The sequence below is a fragment of the Stenotrophomonas sp. YJH_SMC_21 genome (assembly GCF_059369555.1).
The window spans coordinates 563192-582968 of record NZ_JCAFSU010000001.1; the positions used below are offsets into that span (position 1 = coordinate 563192).

21 protein-coding genes are annotated in these 19777 nt (G+C 63.3%); 11 read left to right on the forward strand and 10 right to left on the reverse strand.

Going from position 1 to position 19777, the window contains the following annotated elements; translation table 11 throughout:
- The first annotated feature begins 35 nt into the window (after nt 1-35).
- Entirely contained in the window at nt 36-695 is a 660-nt protein-coding gene (locus AC5P67_RS02580; protein WP_495214281.1) for a kinase, read from the forward strand.
- A 116-nt stretch (nt 696-811) separates the two neighbouring features.
- Nucleotides 812-1429 (forward strand): hypothetical protein, encoded by a 618-nt coding sequence (locus tag AC5P67_RS02585; RefSeq protein WP_227843616.1) that lies wholly within the window; start codon nt 812-814, stop codon nt 1427-1429.
- A 167-nt stretch (nt 1430-1596) separates the two neighbouring features.
- Here the strand turns inward: AC5P67_RS02585 and AC5P67_RS02590 are convergent, their stop codons facing one another.
- The gene (locus AC5P67_RS02590) at nt 1597-1935 is read right to left on the reverse strand and encodes a P-II family nitrogen regulator (protein WP_005411374.1); all 339 of its coding nucleotides are present in this window, start codon (nt 1933-1935) and stop codon (nt 1597-1599) included.
- A 155-nt stretch (nt 1936-2090) separates the two neighbouring features.
- Here AC5P67_RS02590 and ubiK point away from each other — a divergent pair, with 155 nt between their 5' ends.
- Nucleotides 2091-2342 carry a ubiquinone biosynthesis accessory factor UbiK gene (ubiK, locus tag AC5P67_RS02595; protein ID WP_005411375.1) on the forward strand — a complete coding sequence of 84 codons (252 nt, stop codon included), beginning with the start codon at nt 2091-2093 and terminating at the stop codon, nt 2340-2342.
- 126 nt (nt 2343-2468) lie between these two features.
- A complete protein-coding gene (gene arr / locus AC5P67_RS02600; protein ID WP_044571000.1) occupies nt 2469-2903 on the forward strand; it encodes an NAD(+)--rifampin ADP-ribosyltransferase in 435 nt (144 codons plus the stop codon).
- Here arr and AC5P67_RS02605 read toward each other — a convergent pair.
- From AC5P67_RS02605 to AC5P67_RS02625, 5 genes are all read right to left on the reverse strand, one after another.
- Nucleotides 2896-3342 carry a DUF4279 domain-containing protein gene (locus AC5P67_RS02605; RefSeq protein ID WP_012481476.1) on the reverse strand — a complete coding sequence of 149 codons (447 nt, stop codon included), beginning with the start codon at nt 3340-3342 and terminating at the stop codon, nt 2896-2898. The two genes, arr and AC5P67_RS02605, sit on opposite strands and share 8 nt — an antisense overlap.
- A 98-nt stretch (nt 3343-3440) precedes the next feature.
- On the reverse strand, nt 3441-4169 hold the full coding sequence (locus AC5P67_RS02610) for a hypothetical protein (RefSeq protein WP_139338733.1): 729 nt from the start codon (nt 4167-4169) through the stop codon (nt 3441-3443).
- 58 nt (nt 4170-4227) lie between these two features.
- Nucleotides 4228-4623, reverse strand: coding sequence for a hypothetical protein (locus AC5P67_RS02615; protein WP_143566062.1), 396 nt, complete (start codon nt 4621-4623; stop codon nt 4228-4230).
- 634 nt (nt 4624-5257) lie between these two features.
- Nucleotides 5258-5587 (reverse strand): hypothetical protein, encoded by a 330-nt coding sequence (locus AC5P67_RS02620; protein ID WP_012481479.1) that lies wholly within the window; start codon nt 5585-5587, stop codon nt 5258-5260.
- 238 nt (nt 5588-5825) lie between these two features.
- Nucleotides 5826-6428: a DUF998 domain-containing protein gene (locus AC5P67_RS02625; protein ID WP_495214282.1), complete on the reverse strand. Its 603-nt coding sequence runs from the start codon at nt 6426-6428 to the stop codon at nt 5826-5828.
- 627 nt (nt 6429-7055) lie between these two features.
- Here AC5P67_RS02625 and AC5P67_RS02630 point away from each other — a divergent pair.
- From AC5P67_RS02630 to AC5P67_RS02645, 4 genes are all read left to right on the forward strand, one after another.
- Nucleotides 7056-7412, forward strand: a complete 357-nt coding sequence (locus AC5P67_RS02630; RefSeq protein ID WP_329754679.1) for a hypothetical protein — start codon at nt 7056-7058, stop codon at nt 7410-7412.
- 90 nt (nt 7413-7502) lie between these two features.
- Nucleotides 7503-8054 carry a cold-shock protein gene (locus AC5P67_RS02635; protein ID WP_495214283.1) on the forward strand — a complete coding sequence of 184 codons (552 nt, stop codon included), beginning with the start codon at nt 7503-7505 and terminating at the stop codon, nt 8052-8054.
- A gap of 100 nt (nt 8055-8154) precedes the next feature.
- Nucleotides 8155-8817 carry an imm11 family protein gene (locus AC5P67_RS02640; RefSeq protein WP_024957931.1) on the forward strand — a complete coding sequence of 221 codons (663 nt, stop codon included), beginning with the start codon at nt 8155-8157 and terminating at the stop codon, nt 8815-8817.
- A 41-nt stretch (nt 8818-8858) separates the two neighbouring features.
- Complete coding sequence (locus AC5P67_RS02645) at nt 8859-11558, forward strand: XVIPCD domain-containing protein (protein ID WP_329754677.1); 2700 nt, start codon at nt 8859-8861, stop codon at nt 11556-11558.
- A 99-nt stretch (nt 11559-11657) separates the two neighbouring features.
- Here AC5P67_RS02645 and AC5P67_RS02650 read toward each other — a convergent pair whose 3' ends face one another.
- Complete coding sequence (locus AC5P67_RS02650) at nt 11658-12416, reverse strand: carbon-nitrogen hydrolase family protein (protein ID WP_111197396.1); 759 nt, start codon at nt 12414-12416, stop codon at nt 11658-11660.
- A gap of 262 nt (nt 12417-12678) precedes the next feature.
- Between AC5P67_RS02650 and AC5P67_RS02655 the strand changes: the two genes are divergently transcribed.
- Nucleotides 12679-14178: a YifB family Mg chelatase-like AAA ATPase gene (locus AC5P67_RS02655; RefSeq protein WP_495214284.1), complete on the forward strand. Its 1500-nt coding sequence runs from the start codon at nt 12679-12681 to the stop codon at nt 14176-14178.
- A 159-nt stretch (nt 14179-14337) separates the two neighbouring features.
- Here AC5P67_RS02655 and AC5P67_RS02660 read toward each other — a convergent pair whose 3' ends face one another.
- Together AC5P67_RS02660 and AC5P67_RS02665 are read right to left on the reverse strand one after the other, a co-directional pair.
- On the reverse strand, nt 14338-14724 hold the full coding sequence (locus tag AC5P67_RS02660) for a hypothetical protein (RefSeq protein ID WP_099472686.1): 387 nt from the start codon (nt 14722-14724) through the stop codon (nt 14338-14340).
- Nucleotides 14725-14889: 165 nt separating this feature from the next.
- Nucleotides 14890-17208 carry a TonB-dependent receptor gene (locus AC5P67_RS02665; protein WP_099527046.1) on the reverse strand — a complete coding sequence of 773 codons (2319 nt, stop codon included), beginning with the start codon at nt 17206-17208 and terminating at the stop codon, nt 14890-14892.
- 297 nt (nt 17209-17505) lie between these two features.
- On the opposite strand from AC5P67_RS02665, the gene AC5P67_RS02670 reads away from it, so the two are divergent.
- The gene (locus AC5P67_RS02670; RefSeq protein ID WP_133050235.1) at nt 17506-18039 is read left to right on the forward strand and encodes a hypothetical protein; all 534 of its coding nucleotides are present in this window, start codon (nt 17506-17508) and stop codon (nt 18037-18039) included.
- Between the two features lie 15 nt (nt 18040-18054).
- On the opposite strand, the gene yidA is transcribed toward AC5P67_RS02670, so the two are convergent.
- Nucleotides 18055-18888, reverse strand: a complete 834-nt coding sequence (gene yidA / locus AC5P67_RS02675; RefSeq protein ID WP_114619002.1) for a sugar-phosphatase — start codon at nt 18886-18888, stop codon at nt 18055-18057.
- 149 nt (nt 18889-19037) lie between these two features.
- Between yidA and AC5P67_RS02680 the strand changes: the two genes are divergently transcribed.
- Complete coding sequence (locus AC5P67_RS02680) at nt 19038-19688, forward strand: exopolysaccharide biosynthesis protein (RefSeq protein ID WP_033833724.1); 651 nt, start codon at nt 19038-19040, stop codon at nt 19686-19688.
- Nucleotides 19689-19777 lie beyond the last annotated feature (89 nt).

Genomic DNA, 19777 nt, shown 5'->3' on the forward strand with positions numbered 1-19777 from the left:
TTTGCGCCACCCACCGGGTCGTCCGAGACCCCGACATGTATCTTCCTGCTCTGCCCCCCTCCTCCTGCGGCGATGAGGCCGCCACCCCGCTGCTGCTCAAGCGCGGCGAACGCTTCCTGGCCCCTGACGTCTATCGCACCTGCCTGGACGGGCGCGAGGCAGTCATCAAGGACTATTCCCGCTGCCGCGGCACGCCCGTTTCGCTAATCGCGCGACTGATGGTGCGCCGTGAAGCCCGCATGCTGCAGCGCCTGGGCGGCTGGAAGCATGCCCCCGCGCTGCTCGGCACCCTCGGTGGCCTGGCGCTGGGCATGGAATTCATCCCCGGCCAGACCCTGAGCACCGCGCAGGCCGTGGGCAATGACGTGTTCGAGCAGCTGCAGCACGCGCTCAGCCGCCTGCACGCCGCCGGCATCAGCCACAACGACCTGCATGGCACCAACGTGGTGGTCAGCGGCGGCGTACCGGTGCTGCTGGACTTCACCTCGGCCTGGCGCGCTCCACGCTGGCTGCGCCGCAACCCGCTGAGCCGGCAACTGAGCCGCAGCGACATGAAGAACTTGCTGAAGATCCGCCAGCGCGTGACCGGCCAGGCGCCAAGTGCCGCGCAGGCCGCACTGGTGGCCGACCCGGGCTGGGTCGCGGCCGTGCGGCAGGGCTGGAAGCGGTTCTACAAGTGGGCCAAGCGGCGGTAAGCGCTGTTCGCCCTGCATTGCTTGCGCGACTGCTGTTTGCCCCGCATTTGCCCCGGGCCACACGCCCGATGTGCTCTGCGATACTCGTCGGCACGCCACTCGCAAGGATGCTGGGGATGCCGACACCTGAACACACCCGCCTGCTGACTGCAGCCGCAAGATCCATACTGCGCCCCTTGGGCTGCGTGCAAAAGGGCCGTTCGCGCACTTGGCTTGACGACCAGGGCTGGTGGGTCGGGGTGGTCGAGTTCCAGCCTTCGGCATGGGACAGGGGCAGCTACCTCAATGTCGGCGCCTGCTGGCTCTGGGAAGAAAAGGACTACCTGTCCTTCGACGTGGGCGGCCGCGTTGCCGGATTCGAACGCTTCACCGAAACCGCCGAGTTTGCCTCGGCCGCACAGGCACTGGCCGAGCAGGCCGCCGCCGAGGTACTGGCCCTGCGTGACCGTTTCCCCACCCCGGGGCATGTGCGTGCATTGATGAACCGCCACCCCAAACCGGGCATCCGCGAACACATCCATGCGGGCATCACTGCCGGGCTGGCGGGCGCTTACGACGAGGGTCGCAGGCACTTGGCACTGGCCGCTACGGAGACCCACCCAGCGCCATGGGTCGATGTGCTGAAGCAACGCTGTGCCGAACTCATGCCGCTGCTGCAACGTGATGGCGGCTTCGAGGCAGAGATCGCCGCCACCGTGACGCGCACCCGCCGCGCGCTCGGTCTGCCGGAGTGACGGTCGTCCTCCCTCATTCCGCCGGGTTGATCACACTGGGAGGGTACTTCGTCGAACACGGGTGTTCGCTCCGCCCGATCCCGGTTGTGGAGTCGAGCTTGCTCGACTCTACAACAGAGGGGGCAAGCATCCCGTCGCTCAGACTGCGCAGCGGTCCAGCCCCCCCCTTACAACGCGTCCGCGTCCAACTCACCGGTACGAATACGCACCACACTGCCCAGGTCGTACACAAACACCTTGCCGTCACCAATCTTGCCGGTACCGGCGGCCTTCACGATGGCCTCAACCACGGCCTCCACCTGGTCATCGGTCACCGCCACTTCCAGCTTCACCTTCGGCAGGAAATCGACCACATACTCCGCGCCACGGTACAGCTCGGTGTGGCCCTTCTGGCGACCAAAGCCCTTCACTTCCGTCACCGTGATCCCAGTGACCCCACGCTCGGCCAGCGCTTCGCGCACGTCGTCGAGCTTGAACGGCTTGATCACCGCCATGACCATCTTCATCGTCTATCTCCTGTCTTCCGGCGTGGAGGATAGCGCCTGAACGCGGCCCGTGCGAAGCCGCTGCCGCCTGTCCGGGCAGTGGGTGCCAGCAGTATCCTTGTGCCTGAATGGCCTGCCCGCGCCGGATGCACGGGCCCACCCCCACGGAGCACCCCATGATCGACCTGAATCAAATCGATGACCTCGCCCGTCGCCTCAGCGACCTGGTGCCGCCGGGCCTGCGCGAATCGCGCGAGGAACTGCAGGCCACCTTCAAGAGCGCGCTGCAGGCCGGCCTGGCCAAGCTCGACCTGGTCACCCGCGAGGAGTTCGAAGTGCAGCGCGCCGTGCTGCTGAAGACCCGCGAAAAGCTGGATGCGCTGGAAACCGCCGTGCGCGAGCTGGAAGGGCGCGGCGCCGCAGAATGAAAAAAGGAGGCGCACCGCGCCTCCCGTTTACAGATTATTTCCCGGATGGGGCCTTGCAGCAAGGCCCACCGGGCGCCCTAGACTCGCCGGCCTGTCAATCCGGCAGGACACGCGGGGGCAGCAGCGATGGCGCAGGACACCGATTGGACACCCGTTTCGCATGACACCTGCGACCAGGTCGCCGGGCCGTTCTATCACGGTACCCGCGCTGATCTGGCGGTGGGCGAGCTGCTGAGCGCGGGCTTCCGCTCCAACTATCGCGACAGTGTGGTGATGAACCACATCTACTTCACCACCATTGCCAAGGGCGCCGGGCTGGCTGCGGAGATGGCCCGCGGTGAAGGGCGGCCGCGCGTGTATGTGGTGGAGCCGACCGGGCCGTTTGAAGACGACCCGAACGTGACCAACAAGAAGTTTCCCGGGAACCCGACGCGTTCGTATCGGAGTGCGCAGCCGTTGCGGGTGGTTGGGGAGATTACGGAGTGGGAGCTCTACGACGCGGAGTTTATTCGGCAGTTGAAGGCGTTCGTTGCTTCGGGGAGTGGAGAGATCATCAACTGATGGCCTGCTGGCGCTGGGCGTTGCGCACTTCTTCATCGGCTTCATAGATGTCCAGCCCGAGCTCAATGCCGCGCTCACCCAAGGCGAGCAGCGCGCGAGGCGAAAGCGAGACACCATCATTGCTGCTGCCCATGAAAAGGCCACAGAACAGATCAGGCCGGAAGCGTGCCAGAGCCTGCCATACGGCGAGATCGCCGGTGAGTTGATCGAGGATCTCGAAGATCTGCGCTTCCAGATCTTCAGGCTCACGACGCTCCGCATCAAGTCGCCAGCCCCCGGTCCTGGCGATACGCACGGTGCCTGATTGGTTGCCTCTGAGTTCCTGGCCCTTGTGATGCGATGCGGTTGGAGTCGCTCCGAGCAAGGCACTGACTTCTTCGGGCAGGAGGCCGTCTCCGAAGAATCGGAGGGTTACCAGGGAATGATCGAATGCTGACATGGGAATCCAGTTGTCCCTTCGGAATCTCTTCCAATCCACACGTCTCATCGACGCTAGATCAGTTACCCGCCATCGACCCTGAATGAATTATTCGACGACTAGCTAACGAAACCTTCAATGCCGCGATCAGAAAAGCGATCCAGCCCAAAGCAGTGCAGAGATATTTGCGCCGCCGATCGCGTGAGCTTATAGGTCAAATCAAACGGCTTCTCGTATATGTCCGACGCAATTTTCAACATATTTGCACCTGACTCACTGCCGCGCGACGGATTCTTTATCCCCATGATCATCAATCCGTTGGCCATGAATATATTCTTCTGCTGGGATGTAGCGAGTCCGCCCGGGTGCGGATCTGAGAGCAGCTCAATGTCTTTCAAATATACTTTCGATATGATATCTGCGAGACGAAGGTACTCATCGACGGCAATATCCCTTCTAGCACATGCATTGAATAGTTTGCCAACGAATTCTGGCTTTTTCTCTGAATCAAGTCTATCAATCAGGTCGAGGATAGCTGTTCCCGCCGCCTCGGTACCGCCCTTTTTTCGGGATATATCGTCAATGACGCGATCCCGCTCCTCTTTTGATGTCTGTCCAATAACCTTAAGAAATTTGTATATCTTTGCAGCAAATATCCTGGCACTGATTGATGTAACCGCATCATTAGCCTTCATTATTAAGCCAAAGAAAGGGATGTCTTTGGCAAGCCCATCATCGAGAAGGGAGTCGATAGCGACCTCCCCAACCTCCAGGGTGAGGTCAATTAAAGACGGGCTTTTCATTGACTCTACAACAGATGTTTCAATGGTCGCTGGAAGATTGGCCATAGCCTTCTAGAATTTTAGTTAAGCCGCGCCGCGAAGCGGCGTCGGCCTGGATGAATTGTTAGCCGATTTGCTCAATCCACATGTTCGCTTGCCGCTTGCCATTCAACCAATCCGCATAGGTAATCATCCTTTTCCAAGACTGATCATTATCCAACTGCTGGATGCGAGAACTCGACTCATGGGCATTGGAAACCTCAACGAATCTTCTGGCTTGATTGGTGAAACCACGCCGAATCTTCATTGGGCGCCCCATATAGCCGCCCCTCTGATCATCGTCAGCGACAAAAAGAATCCTATCTTCACCATCCGCATTAAAAGTAGGGTCACGAAAAACATCGCCCAGCTTGTGAACTACGTGGCGCTCAGCCTCAATGTAAGACTTGGGCAGGTACCAGATCTTGTACCCAAGCACCTTTTCGCCACCACGCCCTTCTATCAGCTTATCGACATTCATCTCGCAACATGACTGTCGACACCAAAGCTCGGGGATAACATCAACGAATATGGGCGCCCCCTTGCTGATTGACTTGCAAAAGTCTCGAACTTTCGCGTCTATTTGCCCCGGGGTTGTCAGCCCATCAAGCTCCATCAATTGCTCCTCTCGGCTAATTATCTAATAGACGACCCCAGGGTCCGGCTATACAGCTTATCCGCAAAACAGCGCATGGCGGCCTTTCACCTTAATGCAGTTCGATCCTAGACCGACCATGCGCAGCTGACAAGCCAGCGCGTACCCGGACCCGGCGGTGGGCTCATTGACCGAGCCAATGTCCTTTATGTTTCGCATGACGCCCTGTGGCCAGATGCGGACACTCGCAATATCTCAACCACGCCCAGCCACGAAGCGGTTTGGCCCTGAGAGAATGTTCGAGCCGGCCCCTACTTGAACATGTCCAAAAAGTCCTCGTCTTCATGCTGCTGCTTCCACGTGGAGAGTACGCAGAGACTCATCCCACTACGCATGGCAACCACCTGGAATCCTACGAGTTCATTCTTCGTGACACGCTACTGCAAGGCGATTACCGGCTAGCGGCTTTGGTCTCTGGAGCAGCTCCAAGCCGGAACTAGGCATCTACTTCAGCGATTCGTCATTCCCGCCTTTCCGCCTGGATATGGATAGACGAAACACCGGAAACCAAGGAATGATTGGACCAAGCATCCAGCTCTTCCGCAATTGAACCACTCAGGAGCCATCCGCGGCCGGTGCACTGTGCCGAAGCCAGGGCAAGAACCACAAACTCAGGCCACGATTGCGCAGCATGACGGGAGCAGGCACTCACCATGAAGCCGCCCTTGTGATATGGCTCGGCGTGGAGATTGCTGACTTCAAGACCTGCTTGCTCAAACATCCGCGCCGCGACCTTGAGAGCCGCCTGCTGCGATGTGCAACTGGTGAACAAGCGCCAGTACAACTCCATGAGCCCACAATCTTCCAAAAGGCCCTCTGGGCGCGGTCCCTACTTATAGCAGAAGGCGCGCACGACCTTTCCCCTCTTACCACCCGTGGTGCCAGCATCAAGGAACAGATGGTTGAAGAGCACCCACGGCTTGAACAGTGAGCACCCTGGCATGAATCCCGAGAAGATCACCTTGAGCTGGGGCCGGAGAATCGAGAAGCCCTTGTTCGGCCCTCTATGTTCCTGTCGCGCGCCGCCATCAATGCACAGGCTCCGCCTTCAGCGCGCTTGAATCCCTGCGCATCAGGTACAGCGCAACCAGGAACGGCCACAGCGAGTTGATCGACGAGAACAGCCGCTGGGTCAGCCCCCTGAAGCCCTCCGGATCCGCTCCCACCACGTTCAACCAGAGATAGACGATGCCCGCGATGCTCACCATAGCGGTCACGGCGTACGCCCTTCGGTTGGCCGACCACGCGCTCAATTCGATGTGCGACATCGCCGGTGCAATGATGTTGGCGATACCGATGGTGTAGAAGCCGTGCATCGGATGGCCCATGGGCCAGAGCCCGTTGGTCAGCATGGAAATGCCAAAGACCAACCAGCAGATTGCACCTACTGCAATCCGGCGACCGGACTCCCGCCATACCCCGATGGAGAACGCCACGAAGCCCATACCGGAGCCGATAGCCGCAATCCTGCCGCAGATGCTTGCAAGCGTTGGCGCCTGCAGCAGCTCGCTGGCGTGCTGGGCAAGCGGGTTGTAACCCGGCGCGAACAGGGCAGCAACGCTGGTCCCGAACAGGAACCACGGAAGCGGGAGCAGACCCGCAGACAGAAGAAGTCGATTGCGGCGTAACACGTCCAGTGATCCTTGTAGCGGCCTGCGCCAGTGGGTGGAGTCCGTTCAAACGCCGCAGAACCTTCCTGCTGCGGGCAGGACAGTTCCTGGTGACTACAACGGTAGTCAGGTTCTGCGTGACGCCCCACGGGGTCAATAGGCAGAAAGTCACTCACGCATGGAGGCGAATTACGCGGCATCCATCAGCGACAGTCAGACCAATGCTGTCGCATTTGCCGCGCCCTACATCTCTGACGGAAGGTTCTGACGACTCCGTTCCAGAAGTGCCGCTGCGCCTAGCACACCAAGGCTCTCGCCCCTTTCCACGCTATGCGACAATGCCAAAAGCGTCTCGGGTTTTGGCGGCATTGACCCCTACCCGTTGGCATTCCGAACAACAGCAGGTAATCGTTACTGCGCCACCGTGCATCGGTGGTCGGGACTCGAAAACCCGTTTTGTTGGGAAGTAGTTTGCGCTTGCCAGCCGGCACCACCGCGCGTGGTGCCGGCTGGCAATCCGTCTGCCGGCTATGGCGGGCGGGGCGTGGGGGTCTTGTACCCGCCGGTTCCCAACATCCGGTTTTCGAGCCACGCTCTGCCCGCCACCTTTATCGGTGGCGGCTTCTGCCTGCTTGCACGGAGCCCGCCATGACCACGCCGCACTCCCCTCCCCCGCGCCCGATCCAGGAAGCGCCCTCGGCCGCCCCGGCCCTGGATCCCAACAGCCTCATCGCCATCCTGCACGCCATCGGCGCGGGCGCTGCGGCCGACGGCCAGCCCTGGCCCGAGCGGCATCACCTGCGCAGCCGGCAGATGGCGTTGTCCGACGCCGACTGCGCGCTCACCGGCCAGCGCATCGTGCAGGAGATCCTGCTGGCGGCCGAACGCACGCGCCAGAACGGTGAGCCTGAGCAGTACGTGGGCGAGCGGGTGATGGAGGGGCTGGTGATGGCCGATCTGGCGCTTACCGCGTTCATCCACGAACGGGTACGGCCCAAGGACTGAGCGCGCTTGTGGCGCGCACGTTTCTGCCTGTGTCTGGGGTGACAAATGAAGAACCACGGCCTTGCCGCTGCGGCGGTGTGCGCCTCGATCATGGCGGCGGTGTGGATGGGGTGGCCCGAGCCTGCGGGCGATCAGGTGTGGGCCTACCAGAAGCTGCGGCCGGCCGATTACCGCCTGCTGCACAGTGATGCGCTTGGCTTCGTGACCGCGAAGGCCCACGAGGGCTTTGAACTGCACGCGCGCCATGCCGGGGCGACGTCCTTCGAGATCCGGTGCAAGGGCGTGCTGGTGATGGACGTGGAGAACGCGCCCTCGCGCGTGCTGATCCGCATGCCTGCCGATGCACGGTGGCGGGCGCCGGACATCGAACGTGTGCGCACCAGCTTCGAGCGTTGGCTGGATCTGCACCAGAGCCAGGGGCGGTTGCTGGTGGAAAGTGCGGGGCCTTCGTGGGTTGAGGCACGGCTTGGGCGCCTTGACAGGTCGGTGCCTGATGACCAGCGCTGCGTGTTCAGGGACCCAGGCCACCCTCGGCTGGAATCTCCCTCGTCATTCCGCCTATCCAGCAGACCATTGCAGGCAGTGGAAGGAATGGCAGCATCATCCTCGGCATTGCTCCGAAATTCCAAAATAGCCGCGTGAATCACGTGCCCTCGGCACCGTTTCGGCGCAACTTGTGGCTGCGCAGAAGCCCCGCTAGCATCGGCTCAACGGTTTTTCCCGTTCTGCCCCCGCATCCATGATGGAAGCCCCCGTGACCGAATCGACCGCCACTGAAGTTTCAGCCGAAGCCGCATCCCACAAGGGCGAATTCTTCCTGATCGACGCAGGCTTGCTGAGCAATGGCGGGGTACCCGGTATAGAGATCGCCAACGAAGACAAGCTGATCGATCCGGGGATGAATGTCATCTCGCGTCCTGATGGAACGCCAGGCCAGTATCCGGAGCGCCCCCACCTGGTTCATGTGCCCGAGAAGGGCGCAATGCCACGCGATCTGGAAGAGCTCGCTGGCATCTGGATTGTGTCGGAGCCGTTGAAGCAGCTGTTTGAGCAGATGGACCCCCAGGCGTTTGCCTTTGTGGCCTGCGACTTCAGCCTTGCCGACGGCAGCCCCGGGCCTCAGTACTACCTGGGCAATGTGCTGCGCAGGCTCGACGCGCTGGATGAAGCCTCGTCCCGCGTGAGAATCAAGCTCGACCACAATTATCAGACCGGCGAGGACGAGAAGCTTTACAGCCTTGTAGGCGGCGCCAGCCTGGTGTTCAAACAGGACGTTGTGGGCGATGCCCATATCTTCCGCCAGGATCGCATGGGCGCACCGCCCATCTGCGACCGCGCGATGTTTGATGCATTGAATGCCGCCAACTTTTCCGGCGTACGGCTGCGCGATGTAGCCGATCTCTAGGACGAGCTCCTTCAAACGGATTCTTGAATGAGGTGGTGCGCATGGCCGACACACCGGTTTTCCAGGGACACCATCTGATCGAACAGAATGCGTTCGAACAAAGCCAGCTGCTGAAGTCGCTTGCCAGGAGTGGTCATTTCACGCTCCACGGTTCCGACAACATCCTCAACCTGCCCGCGAACCCCGCGCTGGCAACCCGGTTGGGTATATCGCCGCACTCGGGCGGCCCGTTGAGTGCGTACTCGGATCAACTGAAGTTCGTTCTCGACGACCTCGCAGAAACCTACGATGGCCGAGCGCTGTTGGCGAAGGATTCTGCGCCGGATGTGCGCGCTGCCGCCGCCGAGCGTATGGCTGCCCGCATCCAGAACCTGGAGTTCACGCTTCGCGCCGGCATCCTCAACGGCGACCTGGTCACCAACACGCCGGAGAACATGACCCCGGCCGAAGCCAACGCCAGGATCCGCACCTTCTTCGCCGATCTGGACGGCTACCAGCGCACCCACGCCGCGCAGATTGCGGAACTGAAGACCCTCAACCCGACCGAGTTGCGCTGGCGCGGCGTCACCCACTCCGAAGCCAACGTGACGGCGGCGCTGGATGCCATCGACCAATCCGGCAACTCCACCCTGAGCGAGCGCTGGGGGGGCCGCGCATCGTTGGGCACCGCAATCCAGGAGGCCAACCAGGGCGGCCGCCTGCCGCTGAGCGAGCACACCGCGGCCCGCGTGCGTACGGCGTTCAACCCGGAGATGCCACTGACCATCGTGCGCCCTGGCCCGGCAACCACCGCTCCGGAACTGGCCGGCTCTGCCGGGCGCGCTGGCGCTGCGGAAGGTGCCGCCGAAGCTGCCGCCGCGCGCGGACAGATCACCGGCGCGCGCGTACTCGGGGCCGCGGGTGTTGCCGCACTGGCCGTGGACTTCGCCATCACCGGCCACCGCGTGGCCGAGTTGCACAGCGAGGGCAACAACGCCGGCGCAAAATCCGCGGCCACCCACTTCGTGGGGCGCACTGCAGGCGGCTTCGGTGGCGGCTTCCTGCTGGGCGCGGGGTACGGATTGTTCACCGGATCGTGGACCGGGCCAGGTGCGCTGGCTACCGGGCTGCTGGGCGGCGTGGCCGGTGGCTTCGGCGGTGAGTACTGGGCCCAGTACCAGGACAAGAAAGCGGTTTACACCCAGGTGGACCGCAGCGGCAACGAATGGAGCCGCGATCCGGAAGATGCCAAGGGCACCTGGAGCCGCAGCGTGCGCACGCCGCAACCCGACGGAAGCTACCGCGAGACCACTATGGTCGCCGGTGGCCGGCTGCAGGATGAGCTGAACTACAAAGCCGCCAACGACTCATATTCACTGGGCATGGCCAACCTGCCCAAGCCGCAGAACCCCTTCAAGCTCGATGCAGGCGGCGAGAGCATGCCGCCGCGCGAGCCGTTTGAAACCAACCGCCACTACGTGCGCAATCCGCACAACGGCGAATGGAACCTCTCCATCCACTCGATGATTGATGGACGCGTCCCTTTTGACTACAGCGTGCCTGTCAGCCCGGAAAAGTCGGGCCAACTGGAACGGGAATCGCAGCGCATCATTGCCCAGAACGCCTTGAACACGCCGGAGGCGCTTGCCGCCCGTTACCAGGTGGCGTTCAACCAGTACAACTGGCACGAGTTCGCCACCATTGAGCCGGTACCGGAGGTGATCACCAACGCGCTGACCCAGACGCAGCCCCTGCGCGCTTCCAACGGCGAGAAGTACACGCAGGACCCCAACGGGCAGTGGCAAACGCCGGGTTGGCTGTATGGCACCAACCCGGCCGAGGGCAGCATCGTCGAGGAGCTCAATCGTACGCGCCAGAGCCAGCAAGCCGGCGTACAGGAGCTGACGTCCATGGCCGACATCGCCCGGGCCAACCCCACGCCAACCGAATACGGCCTGCGCAGCCAGGTGGTGGACGCCTACCGTAGTGCCGGCATTGTGCGCAGTGCAGAAGAGATTGATGACGCCGTAGCCGCCGTTGCCCAGGATCATGCACGCGCCGTGCCCGACTTCGGTACGTTCATGCTGCAGGTGCAAAAGGATGGCTCGCTGGCCACACTGGCCGGGAAAGATGACGAGCGCATGCAGATCGTCTGCGTCACCACGCCACAGGAGATTGCCCAGGCACACGTGCAGCGCTCGACTGCGGAGCAGCAGCCCGCGGATGCCCTGCCGCGCGCGCCAACTTCACCTGAGCCCGCACCGAGTGCATCGCCGCCACACACCTCCAGGCCTGCCACGCAGCACGACGCTGACGTAGACCGGCACCACGGCACGGCCCTTCGCCCAGATGGCAGCGGGCTGCTGGAACAGCTGCGCTCGTCGGTAGCCATGCTGGATGAGAAGAACAACAAGCCGTGGGACCAGAGCAGCGACCGCCTGCTGGCCAGCGCCTACCGGCTTGCAGCAGAAGCCGGGTTCAAGCCCGGCGACCAGGTAGACATGGCACTGAGTGAAGCCACCGAAACCCGTGCTGCGGGCGCCACGCTGTTCGTGACGCGCTCAGGACCGGGCGCGTCATCGGACCCCGCCGCCAACCGGGTGCAGATGCCAACACAGGAGGCCCTGGCGGTCGCACCGGAGCAGCAGTATGCAGCGGCCAACCGGAGCCTCGGCGCTCAGGATCAGGAGCAGTCGCAGCAGCTGGCACAAGCGCAGGAACGGCAGCAGGAAGAGAGCCGGCAGGGGCCGCGGTTGGGTTGATGGCAACGTGACGCTTGGGTTCTTCATGAGAACGCCAGGGTTCCTGCCTGGACGGAATCAGGCGAATGCTCCCTCCGAACATCTCAAGCCTTCCGGGCGTTAGCCCGCACTCCGGAGCGTGCCCATTGCTGGGAGTGCCACGGCACTACCGCTCTGATCTGCGAGGTCATACACCACCAATGCCTCGTCTCCAGTTCCGGCGCGGCACTTCAGCGCCCCCCTGTTGTCCCAGGCGGCGGACCCTCCCGTCATCTCGAATCCATCGGCATGGCCCACGCCGTTGCATACCAACACGTTCATCCCAAGCTCCCGCGCGACTGTTGCGTAGTGGCGGTGAGCCCGCTCCATACCGATCATGTTCTTTGCAACACTGGCAACGTAGACCGTCGCTCCCGCGTCCTTGGCCCGCAATGCACTTTCCATCTGTAGCGACTCGAAGCAGATGGCGGGGACAAGAATTTCCTCTCCAAGGGTTACTGACAGGGACGTGTTTCCTGCCTTGAAATAAGGCAGTTCGTCGGGATGCAGCATCTGCTTGGTGTAGACAGCCGGTGCCTGACCGCTGCGGAAGACGAACATGCCGATCTCCGGCCTATCGTTGCCACGATATGGCCCACCGACTGCGACCAGAATCTGGTGCCGATCGCTCAGAGACTGGAATACCTCCAGACGCGCGTCATCTGGGGTCATTGCCAGCTGTTCGGCCAACCGCGGCTCATAGCCGGTCAGCGACATCTCCGGAAAGAGGACCGCCGCACCGCCACACGAGGCGGCTCGTTCAATGAAGTGCACGTGCCGTTCGATATTGCCAACGATGTCGCCAGGAGCTGACCGCATCTGTGCTGCAACAATCTTCATTCCATCCTCTCTACTCAGACGCAGGCCGAAGCAAGAACCGCCTCGTACGCTGATTATGCAACCGCCGGTTGAGTGCATCCATCGGGGATCGAGGCGCGATTTTGACGCTTCAGCGAGGCGACTCCTGATGCGCAGCGATGACTATTCAGAGCGAAGGATCGCCCTTGACCGGAATCCCCCTAGCCGTTTCACCCGCAATGCCCGATGGCGCCGTGCCGAATGCCTGCCGCACCATCGAACATCCATCCGCAGGAAACCACACATGAGCCTGGCGCTGGTCCACAGCCGTGCCCGCGCCGGGGTCGATGCCCCGCTGGTGCGGGTAGAAGTGCATCTCTCTGGCGGCCTTCCTGTCACCCAGATCGTTGGCCTGGCCGAAACCAGCGTGCGCGAATCCCGCGAGCGTGTGCGGGCCGCCCTGCTCTGCGCTCGCTTCGACTTTCCACAGCGGCGCATCACCCTGAATCTGGCGCCCGCCGACCTGCCAAAGGAAGGCGGGCGCTACGACCTGGCGATTGCCTTGGGCATTCTTGCGGCCAGCGGCCAAGTCGATCCACAGTCGCTGCTTCAATACGAGTTTCTGGGCGAGCTGGGGCTGACCGGCGAGCTGCGGCCGGTGGCCGGTGCACTGCCGGCCGCGATTGCCGCCGCTGAAGCCGGTCGCATCCTGGTGGTACCGCCAGGGAATGCCGCAGAGGCAGCTTTGGCCGAGCACGCCGATGTGCGTGTAGCGCGTACGCTGCTGGAGTGCTGCGCCGGGTTGGGCAATCCGCGCCTGTTGCCGCCCGTGGAACGCGTGGACACGACACCGTTGCCACTACCCGATCTGGCCGACGTGCGCGGGCAGGCGCATGCACGACGCGCATTGGAAGTGGCTGCCGCCGGTGGGCACCATCTGTTGTTGATCGGCAGTCCTGGCTGCGGCAAGACACTGCTGGCTTCGCGCCTGCCCAGCCTGTTGCCGGATACCGAAGAGACTGAGGCGCTGCAGCTGGCCGCGATTGCATCGGTGAGTGGCGAAGGACTGGACCCGCGACGGTGGCGGCAGCGGCCCTTTCGGGCACCGCATCACAGTGCCAGTGCGGCGGCGCTGGTGGGTGGGGGCAACCCGCCCTGCCCCGGTGAGATATCACTGGCCCACCATGGAGTCCTCTTCCTTGACGAGCTTCCAGAGTGGAACCGCAGCGCACTGGAAACCCTGCGCGAGCCACTGGAGTCCGGCCACATCCGCATCGCCCGCGCGGCACGCAGCGTGCAGTATCCCGCGCGGTTCCAACTGGTGGCCGCGATGAATCCCTGCCCGTGCGGCTGGGCCGGTGACCGCAGCAACCGCTGCCTGTGCAGCGACGAACGGATCAATCGCTACCGCGCGCGGGTGTCTGGCCCGTTGCTGGACCGCATCGATCTGCATATCGGCGTGACGCGGATGGACGCGGTGGAGCTGCGGGAGAGCACGCCGCTGGGTGAGCCCAGTGCTGCGGTACGCGCACGGGTGGAAGCCGCCCACGCCCGGCAGCAGGCGCGTGGTGCGCTCAATGCGCATCTGCCGCCAGCGGCGCTGCGGGAGTGCACGAAGCTGAGCGAGGCCGATCAGGATCTGTTGGAGCAGGCCATCGAGCGTCTGCAGCTTTCGGCACGTGCGATGCATCGAATCCTGCGGGTGGCGCGCACGATTGCTGATCTGGCGGGTTGCGAAGTGATCCAGACAGCGCATCTGGCTGAGGCTATTGGTTACCGGCAGTTGGACCGGGGAAAGCCCTAGAAGCACCGTCCCGAGTGGTCGTTGGTAGAGTCGACTGTTAGTCGACTCGCGCGCGAAGCGCGGTATCTTGGTGGGCCGACGCGAAGAGCAGTCGACTAACAGTCGACTCTACCAGGAGCGGGTCATGGCCGCCTGGCGGCGCTAATGCCGCCCCCGCCATCACGCCGCGGAATCCACCCGCCCCCGCTTCGCCAGCAGCGCCACCCGACGGCTGACCAGCGCATGGAGCTCCGCCAGCTCCGACGCCCGGTCAGCCGTCATGTTCCCGCCAAACAGCACCCGCGACAACGCCGCCTCGTCGCTGTCGTCCGGGTGCTGCCACCGGTCCCGGTAAACCTTCTGGCACACCAGCCAGGCCAGCCGCAGCCCCCCACCGGGCAACGGACGGACCACGCGCTCGTAGACGTGCCAGAACTGGTACTCGGCCTGCAGGTCGATCACAGGCGTCACGGACGGCACCTGCCGGAGCCGTCCTGGGCCCCGGATGCCGAACAGCAGGGTTCGCGGGTTGTGCTGTGCCATGCCAACAGGATGACCCAGCAACATTGTGGGAACCTTGCGTCGTTGCCGGAAAATCGCTGCCGGCCGCGCAAAGCTGGGTCTGGGGTCAGAGCCCTTTGCTGCGCAAAGGGATCTGACCCCGATCACGGGATGGCTGCGGGGTCGGATCCCTTTGCGCAGCAAAGGGCTCTGACCCCGGCCTTCGTTGCCTCAGAACGTCATCGAGGTACTGAACATCAGCTGCCGTGGCGCGCTGCGCTGCAGGGTCTGGTAATCCCCCGAGAATGACGAGCCTGCAATGGTGGCGGTGCCGATGTTGTGGCGGTTGAACAGGTTGCTCACGTCCAGCCGCAGCTCCAGGCCGGGCACCGCGCTGTCCGTACCGAAGCGGTAGGCGGCATAGGTATTGACCTGCCAGAACGTCGGCACGCGGATGTCGTTCTCGTAGGTGAAGGGCTGGCGCAGGTAGGAGGTGCTGGTGGCACCAAAACGCCAATCGCCGAAATGCGCCGACAGGTCGCTGACCAGCGAGATCTGCGGGTAACCCGGCTGGGCGTTGCCCTTGATCGGGTACACCGTGTCGCCCACCACGAAGTCACTGTCGTAGTAGGAACGGGCCACGGCCACGCCCTGGTAGAACTGCAGGTGGTCGGTCAGATCGGCGGTGATGCCGAGGTCGGCACCGATCACGTGCATCTTCGGCATCAACCGCACGGTATTGATCTGTGCGAACTGGGTGCCGATGGCCGCCGACAGCAGGCGATTGCGGATGTCGTTGTAGAACACGTCGCCGGTGATCGTCAGCCGGTCGAAGCGATGCGACGCGCCCACGGTGAGGTTCCAGTTCTTCTCCGGACGCAGCGTGCCCGCCACGCGATCGAACTCTTCCTGGTCGGTGATGGTCCACGCCGAGGCGGTGTAGCCGATGTTGCCGCGCTGGGCGACGCGGTAGCCGTTCATGGTGTTGGCCAGGTCGATGAAGGCATCGGTGGATTCGGTCGGGCTCCAGAACAGCGAGACATGCGGCAGGAAGTTGCTTTTCGCGCGCAGCGTGCCGTTCACCGGCCGGTCCTTGGCATCACCGAGGCCGCCACCACTGGTGCGGAAATCCACGGCCTTGAAGCCGACACCCAGCTTCAGCGTGTCGTTCAACACGATGTCGTCCTGCAGGTAGAACTGACGCGAGCGGGTCACCCAGCTCGATGCGTTGTCGGTCTTGAACGCGGGGCCATACACATCGAACGGACCGGTGGCCTTCAGCGGCGGGCCCTCGCCCAGCAGCGGCTGCTGGTACCACTCGGTCTTGGCGGCGGCCTTGCTCTTCTCCTGCCAGAAGCCGGCGGTGAAGGTGTGCGCGCCCGCCTCGAACTGCAGGTTGAGCATGCCGCCCAGCCGGTTGAGGCGCGGTGTCTGCACCTGTTCGGAGAACGGCGCGCCGTTGGGTGACGGTACGGTCGGGTCGGTCAGCGTGGCCTGGGTGTGGCTGTTGGCGTTGTACAACTGCACGTTGCCGCTCAGCGCCGGACTGATCTGGAAGCGATGGCTGATCGAAGACACCCGGTCACGGGTGATCTGACCGGTGTCGTACGGAATCAGTTCGGACAGCTCACCGCAGGTGTAGGCGCCGCAGGACTTGTCCGCATTCTCCGGCGAGGCCACGTAATACGCCCAAGCGTAGTCCGGGTAGAAGATGTCGGCCTTCCAGCCCAGCTTGCGGATCATGTCGAAGGAGATGTTGTTGTAGCCCCAGACCTTGGCCTTGCTGTCTGACAGGAACACGGTGAAATCGCCCCAGGCGACGTCCTGCTGGAGCTTCAGGTCGCCGCGCAGGAAGTTCTGCGTGCCCTCGCCCTGGTACTTGTCGGCGGACACACGCTGCAGGTCGACCAGTACTTTCGGGCCATGCTCGCCGAGCTGGCCGCTCTGCCCGGATGCGGTGGTGACCAGCGTGTTGTTGCTGCCCACGCCCTGCTTCACGCGCAGGCTGGGCGTGTCCTGCAGCTCGCGCAGGCGGTATTCCAGGCTGCCGCCGTTGACGCTGCTGGAGAACACGCTGACCGGTGCGCCACCGGGGCTGACCGTGATCGCGCCGATGCCATCGGGCACGCCCACGTTCACCACGCTGGTGCCGGTGAGCGAGAGGAAGCCGTTGTCGTTCAGCGGCACGCCTTCGAAGGTGATGCCCATTTCGTTCATGCGGAAGCCGCGCACGAACAGGCTGGTGGCCGAGATATCCAGGCCCAGCCCGTCGGTGGCGGTGTAGCTGGCGCCCGGCACCTGCTTCAGCATCGCCAGGCCGTTGTTGCCGGTGACCATCGCGTCGAGGTCGTCTGCCTTGATGATGTAACGGTTGGGGCCGACCACCTGGGTCGGTGCCACGGCCGCACCGCGCGGTGTGGCAATGACCTGCAGGGCGTTGAGCGTGGTGGGCGAGTCGTGCGCGGCATCGTGCGTGTCTGCTGCGTACGCAGGTGCGGTGATCGCCGCGATGATGGCCAGGGCGAGGCGCGTCGTGGGTGGGGTGTTCATGGGCAGATCCAGGTGCAGGGAGAGAGCGGCGCAGGCGCACGCCCAGCGCGTTGCAGCACCGGTGTCGGCGCCCTGGCTGGCGGTGCGATCGCGTTGAGGGGGTGACGGCGCGCTGCGCGCCGGTCAGCAGACGAAGACGATCATCTGCCGTGGGATTCGGTGGGGTGATTTCGACGTGCGAAATTCTTGCATCGCACTGCCGCATCCGCCATTGCACCGTGGTACAGCGCGGCTATACGCAGGTATCGTCCTGTCCGGTATCTTCAGATACCCGATTCCAGATTGGCAGGAGCCTTGATGACCCGCTGGACCACCTGGAAAGCAATAGCCAGCGTTGGCATGATGTTGCTTTCGTGCATGGAAACTGCGCTATCGCACGACAGAGTTGAAGTGCGTTCCCCACAGCGTCTGGATGCCCTGATCGACGCGCTCGTCACCACGCCGTCGCCGATCAGCCCGGCCCAGTTGCATGAGCTGGGCATCATCGCGCCGTTTTCATTTGAGAAGGATGCAGGACCGCGCATCTACCGGTCACAGCCGATGCTGACCGCCGATGGCTTTGCCATCGATAACGTGGAGTATCGCGTTATACGCGGCGAGGACGATGAAATCCGCCTTCTGTTCGTCACGTTCGTGGATACGCCATGCTTCCCACTGGAGCGGTTGGCTAAGCGTTACACCCTGCAGCCATTCATCTATCCACCCAGCCATGGTGCGCCATTGATCGCGCGGAACCACGAGCAGCACCATTCGCTCACCGTAGGAGCGCAGGAGATCATCGTCCGCAGCCAGCGCGATGCTCCGCACTGCGTGCTGGGCCTGAGGCGCTGAGCGCCGCTTGGCGCCTCAACGCAATACGTAGGCCTCAATGGCGCGCGCCACGCCGTCATCAGCATTGCTGCTGGTCTCAAACCGCGCCACCGCCTTCACCGCATCGATGGCATTGCCCATCGCGACGCAGGTACCGGCGTACTGCAGCATGGTCAGATCGTTTTCCTGGTCGCCGATGGCCATCACGTTGGCGCGGTCGATGCCCAGGTGCTCGGCCAGCTTCTGCAGGCTCGGGCCCTTTCCCGCGCGGTGGTCGAACACTTCCAGGAAGTACGGCGCGCTCTTCAATACCGCGAAGCGCTCGGTCAGCGCGCTGGGCAGGCGCGCGATGGCGGCATCCAGTACCTCGGGCTCGTCGATCATCATCAGCTTGATGAAGGACATCGACGGGTCCATGTCTTCCACGCGGCGATAGGACAGCGGCATCCGCGAGAGATGCGAATCGGCCACGGTGTAGTAGCTGATGTCCTGGTTGGGCGTGTACATGCGCTGGCTGTCCAGCGCCTGGAAGTGCACGCCCACTTCGCGGGCCACCTGCTCGCAGAACAGGAAATCGTCGAAGCTGAGCGGATAGTCGACCACGGTTTCGCGCGTGCCGACGCGCTGCACCAGGCCGCCATTGCAGGCGATGCAGTAGTCGTCGTTGCCGGTGATGCCGAGCTCGTGCAGGTACGGCGCCAGGCCCGGAACCGGGCGGCCACTGGTCAGCACGATGTGCACGCCCAGCGCGCGCGCCTGCGCGATGGCCTTCCTGGCGCGTGGGGTGAGCTGGTGCGACGGGTCCAGCAGGGTGCCATCCATGTCGATGGCGACCAGTTCGATGGTCGATTGCCTGCGGCCCATGTCCATTGCGTTCAACTCGTGCGGGGCACGCCAGTTTACCCCCTCATGGCCGGTTCACCTCTTTGCCCACGTTGGCCGGGATACTGCAGGAGCCTGTGCGTTCCCCACCGCAGGACGGCCCATTGACCGCCCTTCCCTGGAGAAGCTTGCGACGCATGACCTACCGTGCCCCCGAAACCGACGACAGCGCCCCCCTGGCCCAGCAGATCGAGCAGATGATCGACGAGCTGCCCGGCGACCAGGTGAGGGTCGGCACCCTGCTCAGTGCGCTGGGCGATGAAGGCCTGTTGCTGATCGTGATCCTGCTCTCGGCCATCTTCATTATTCCGGTGTCGATTCCGGGGCTGAGTACCGTGTTTGGCGCCTCGATCCTGCTGATCGGCCTGAGCCGGGTGCGCAACCGCCCGCTGTGGGTACCGCAGAAACTGGCGCGCCGCGAGATCGCCACCGACAAGCTGAAGGCCAACCTCGGCCGTGCGCTGAAGTGGGTGCACCGCATGGAGCGGTTGTCGCGGCCGATGCGGCTGGCGGTGATGGTGCGCTCGAAGAAGATGATGCGCCTGAACAACCTGATGCTGGTGTTCGCCACCTTGCTGCTGATGGCGCCGGCCGGACCGATTCCCTTCAGCAACACGCTGCCGGCATTGGCGCTGATGTCCTTTGCGATTGGCTTCATCCAGCGCGATGGTGCGGCGGTAGTGGCCGGTTATGGCTTCTTGGTGGCCACGGTGGTGTATTTCGGCGTGTTGCTGGGTGGCGTGGGGTTTGCCGCCGAGTCGGTGTTCAGCGGGTTCCGGGCACGCTGAACCCGGTGGCAGAACCGGCAGGGCGGAGTCGACAGGGTAGTGTCGACTGCCCTTCGCTGCTTACCGGGGAAGCACGCGCTGCGCGCTCG

Coding starts and splice junctions, on each gene's coding strand:
- AC5P67_RS02580 (WP_495214281.1), top strand. CDS start 36: ATGTATCTTCCTGCTCTGCCCCCCTCCTCCTGCGGCGATGAGGCCGCC.
- AC5P67_RS02585 (WP_227843616.1), top strand. CDS start 812: ATGCCGACACCTGAACACACCCGCCTGCTGACTGCAGCCGCAAGATCC.
- AC5P67_RS02590 (WP_005411374.1), bottom strand. CDS start 1,935: ATGAAGATGGTCATGGCGGTGATCAAGCCGTTCAAGCTCGACGACGTG.
- ubiK (WP_005411375.1), top strand. CDS start 2,091: ATGATCGACCTGAATCAAATCGATGACCTCGCCCGTCGCCTCAGCGAC.
- arr (WP_044571000.1), top strand. CDS start 2,469: ATGGCGCAGGACACCGATTGGACACCCGTTTCGCATGACACCTGCGAC.
- AC5P67_RS02605 (WP_012481476.1), bottom strand. CDS start 3,342: ATGTCAGCATTCGATCATTCCCTGGTAACCCTCCGATTCTTCGGAGAC.
- AC5P67_RS02610 (WP_139338733.1), bottom strand. CDS start 4,169: ATGGCCAATCTTCCAGCGACCATTGAAACATCTGTTGTAGAGTCAATG.
- AC5P67_RS02615 (WP_143566062.1), bottom strand. CDS start 4,623: ATGAATGTCGATAAGCTGATAGAAGGGCGTGGTGGCGAAAAGGTGCTT.
- AC5P67_RS02620 (WP_012481479.1), bottom strand. CDS start 5,587: ATGGAGTTGTACTGGCGCTTGTTCACCAGTTGCACATCGCAGCAGGCG.
- AC5P67_RS02630 (WP_329754679.1), top strand. CDS start 7,056: ATGACCACGCCGCACTCCCCTCCCCCGCGCCCGATCCAGGAAGCGCCC.
- AC5P67_RS02635 (WP_495214283.1), top strand. CDS start 7,503: ATGGCGGCGGTGTGGATGGGGTGGCCCGAGCCTGCGGGCGATCAGGTG.
- AC5P67_RS02640 (WP_024957931.1), top strand. CDS start 8,155: ATGGAAGCCCCCGTGACCGAATCGACCGCCACTGAAGTTTCAGCCGAA.
- AC5P67_RS02645 (WP_329754677.1), top strand. CDS start 8,859: ATGGCCGACACACCGGTTTTCCAGGGACACCATCTGATCGAACAGAAT.
- AC5P67_RS02650 (WP_111197396.1), bottom strand. CDS start 12,416: ATGAAGATTGTTGCAGCACAGATGCGGTCAGCTCCTGGCGACATCGTT.
- AC5P67_RS02655 (WP_495214284.1), top strand. CDS start 12,679: ATGAGCCTGGCGCTGGTCCACAGCCGTGCCCGCGCCGGGGTCGATGCC.
- AC5P67_RS02660 (WP_099472686.1), bottom strand. CDS start 14,724: ATGTTGCTGGGTCATCCTGTTGGCATGGCACAGCACAACCCGCGAACC.
- AC5P67_RS02665 (WP_099527046.1), bottom strand. CDS start 17,208: ATGAACACCCCACCCACGACGCGCCTCGCCCTGGCCATCATCGCGGCG.
- AC5P67_RS02670 (WP_133050235.1), top strand. CDS start 17,506: ATGACCCGCTGGACCACCTGGAAAGCAATAGCCAGCGTTGGCATGATG.
- yidA (WP_114619002.1), bottom strand. CDS start 18,888: ATGGACATGGGCCGCAGGCAATCGACCATCGAACTGGTCGCCATCGAC.
- AC5P67_RS02680 (WP_033833724.1), top strand. CDS start 19,038: ATGACCTACCGTGCCCCCGAAACCGACGACAGCGCCCCCCTGGCCCAG.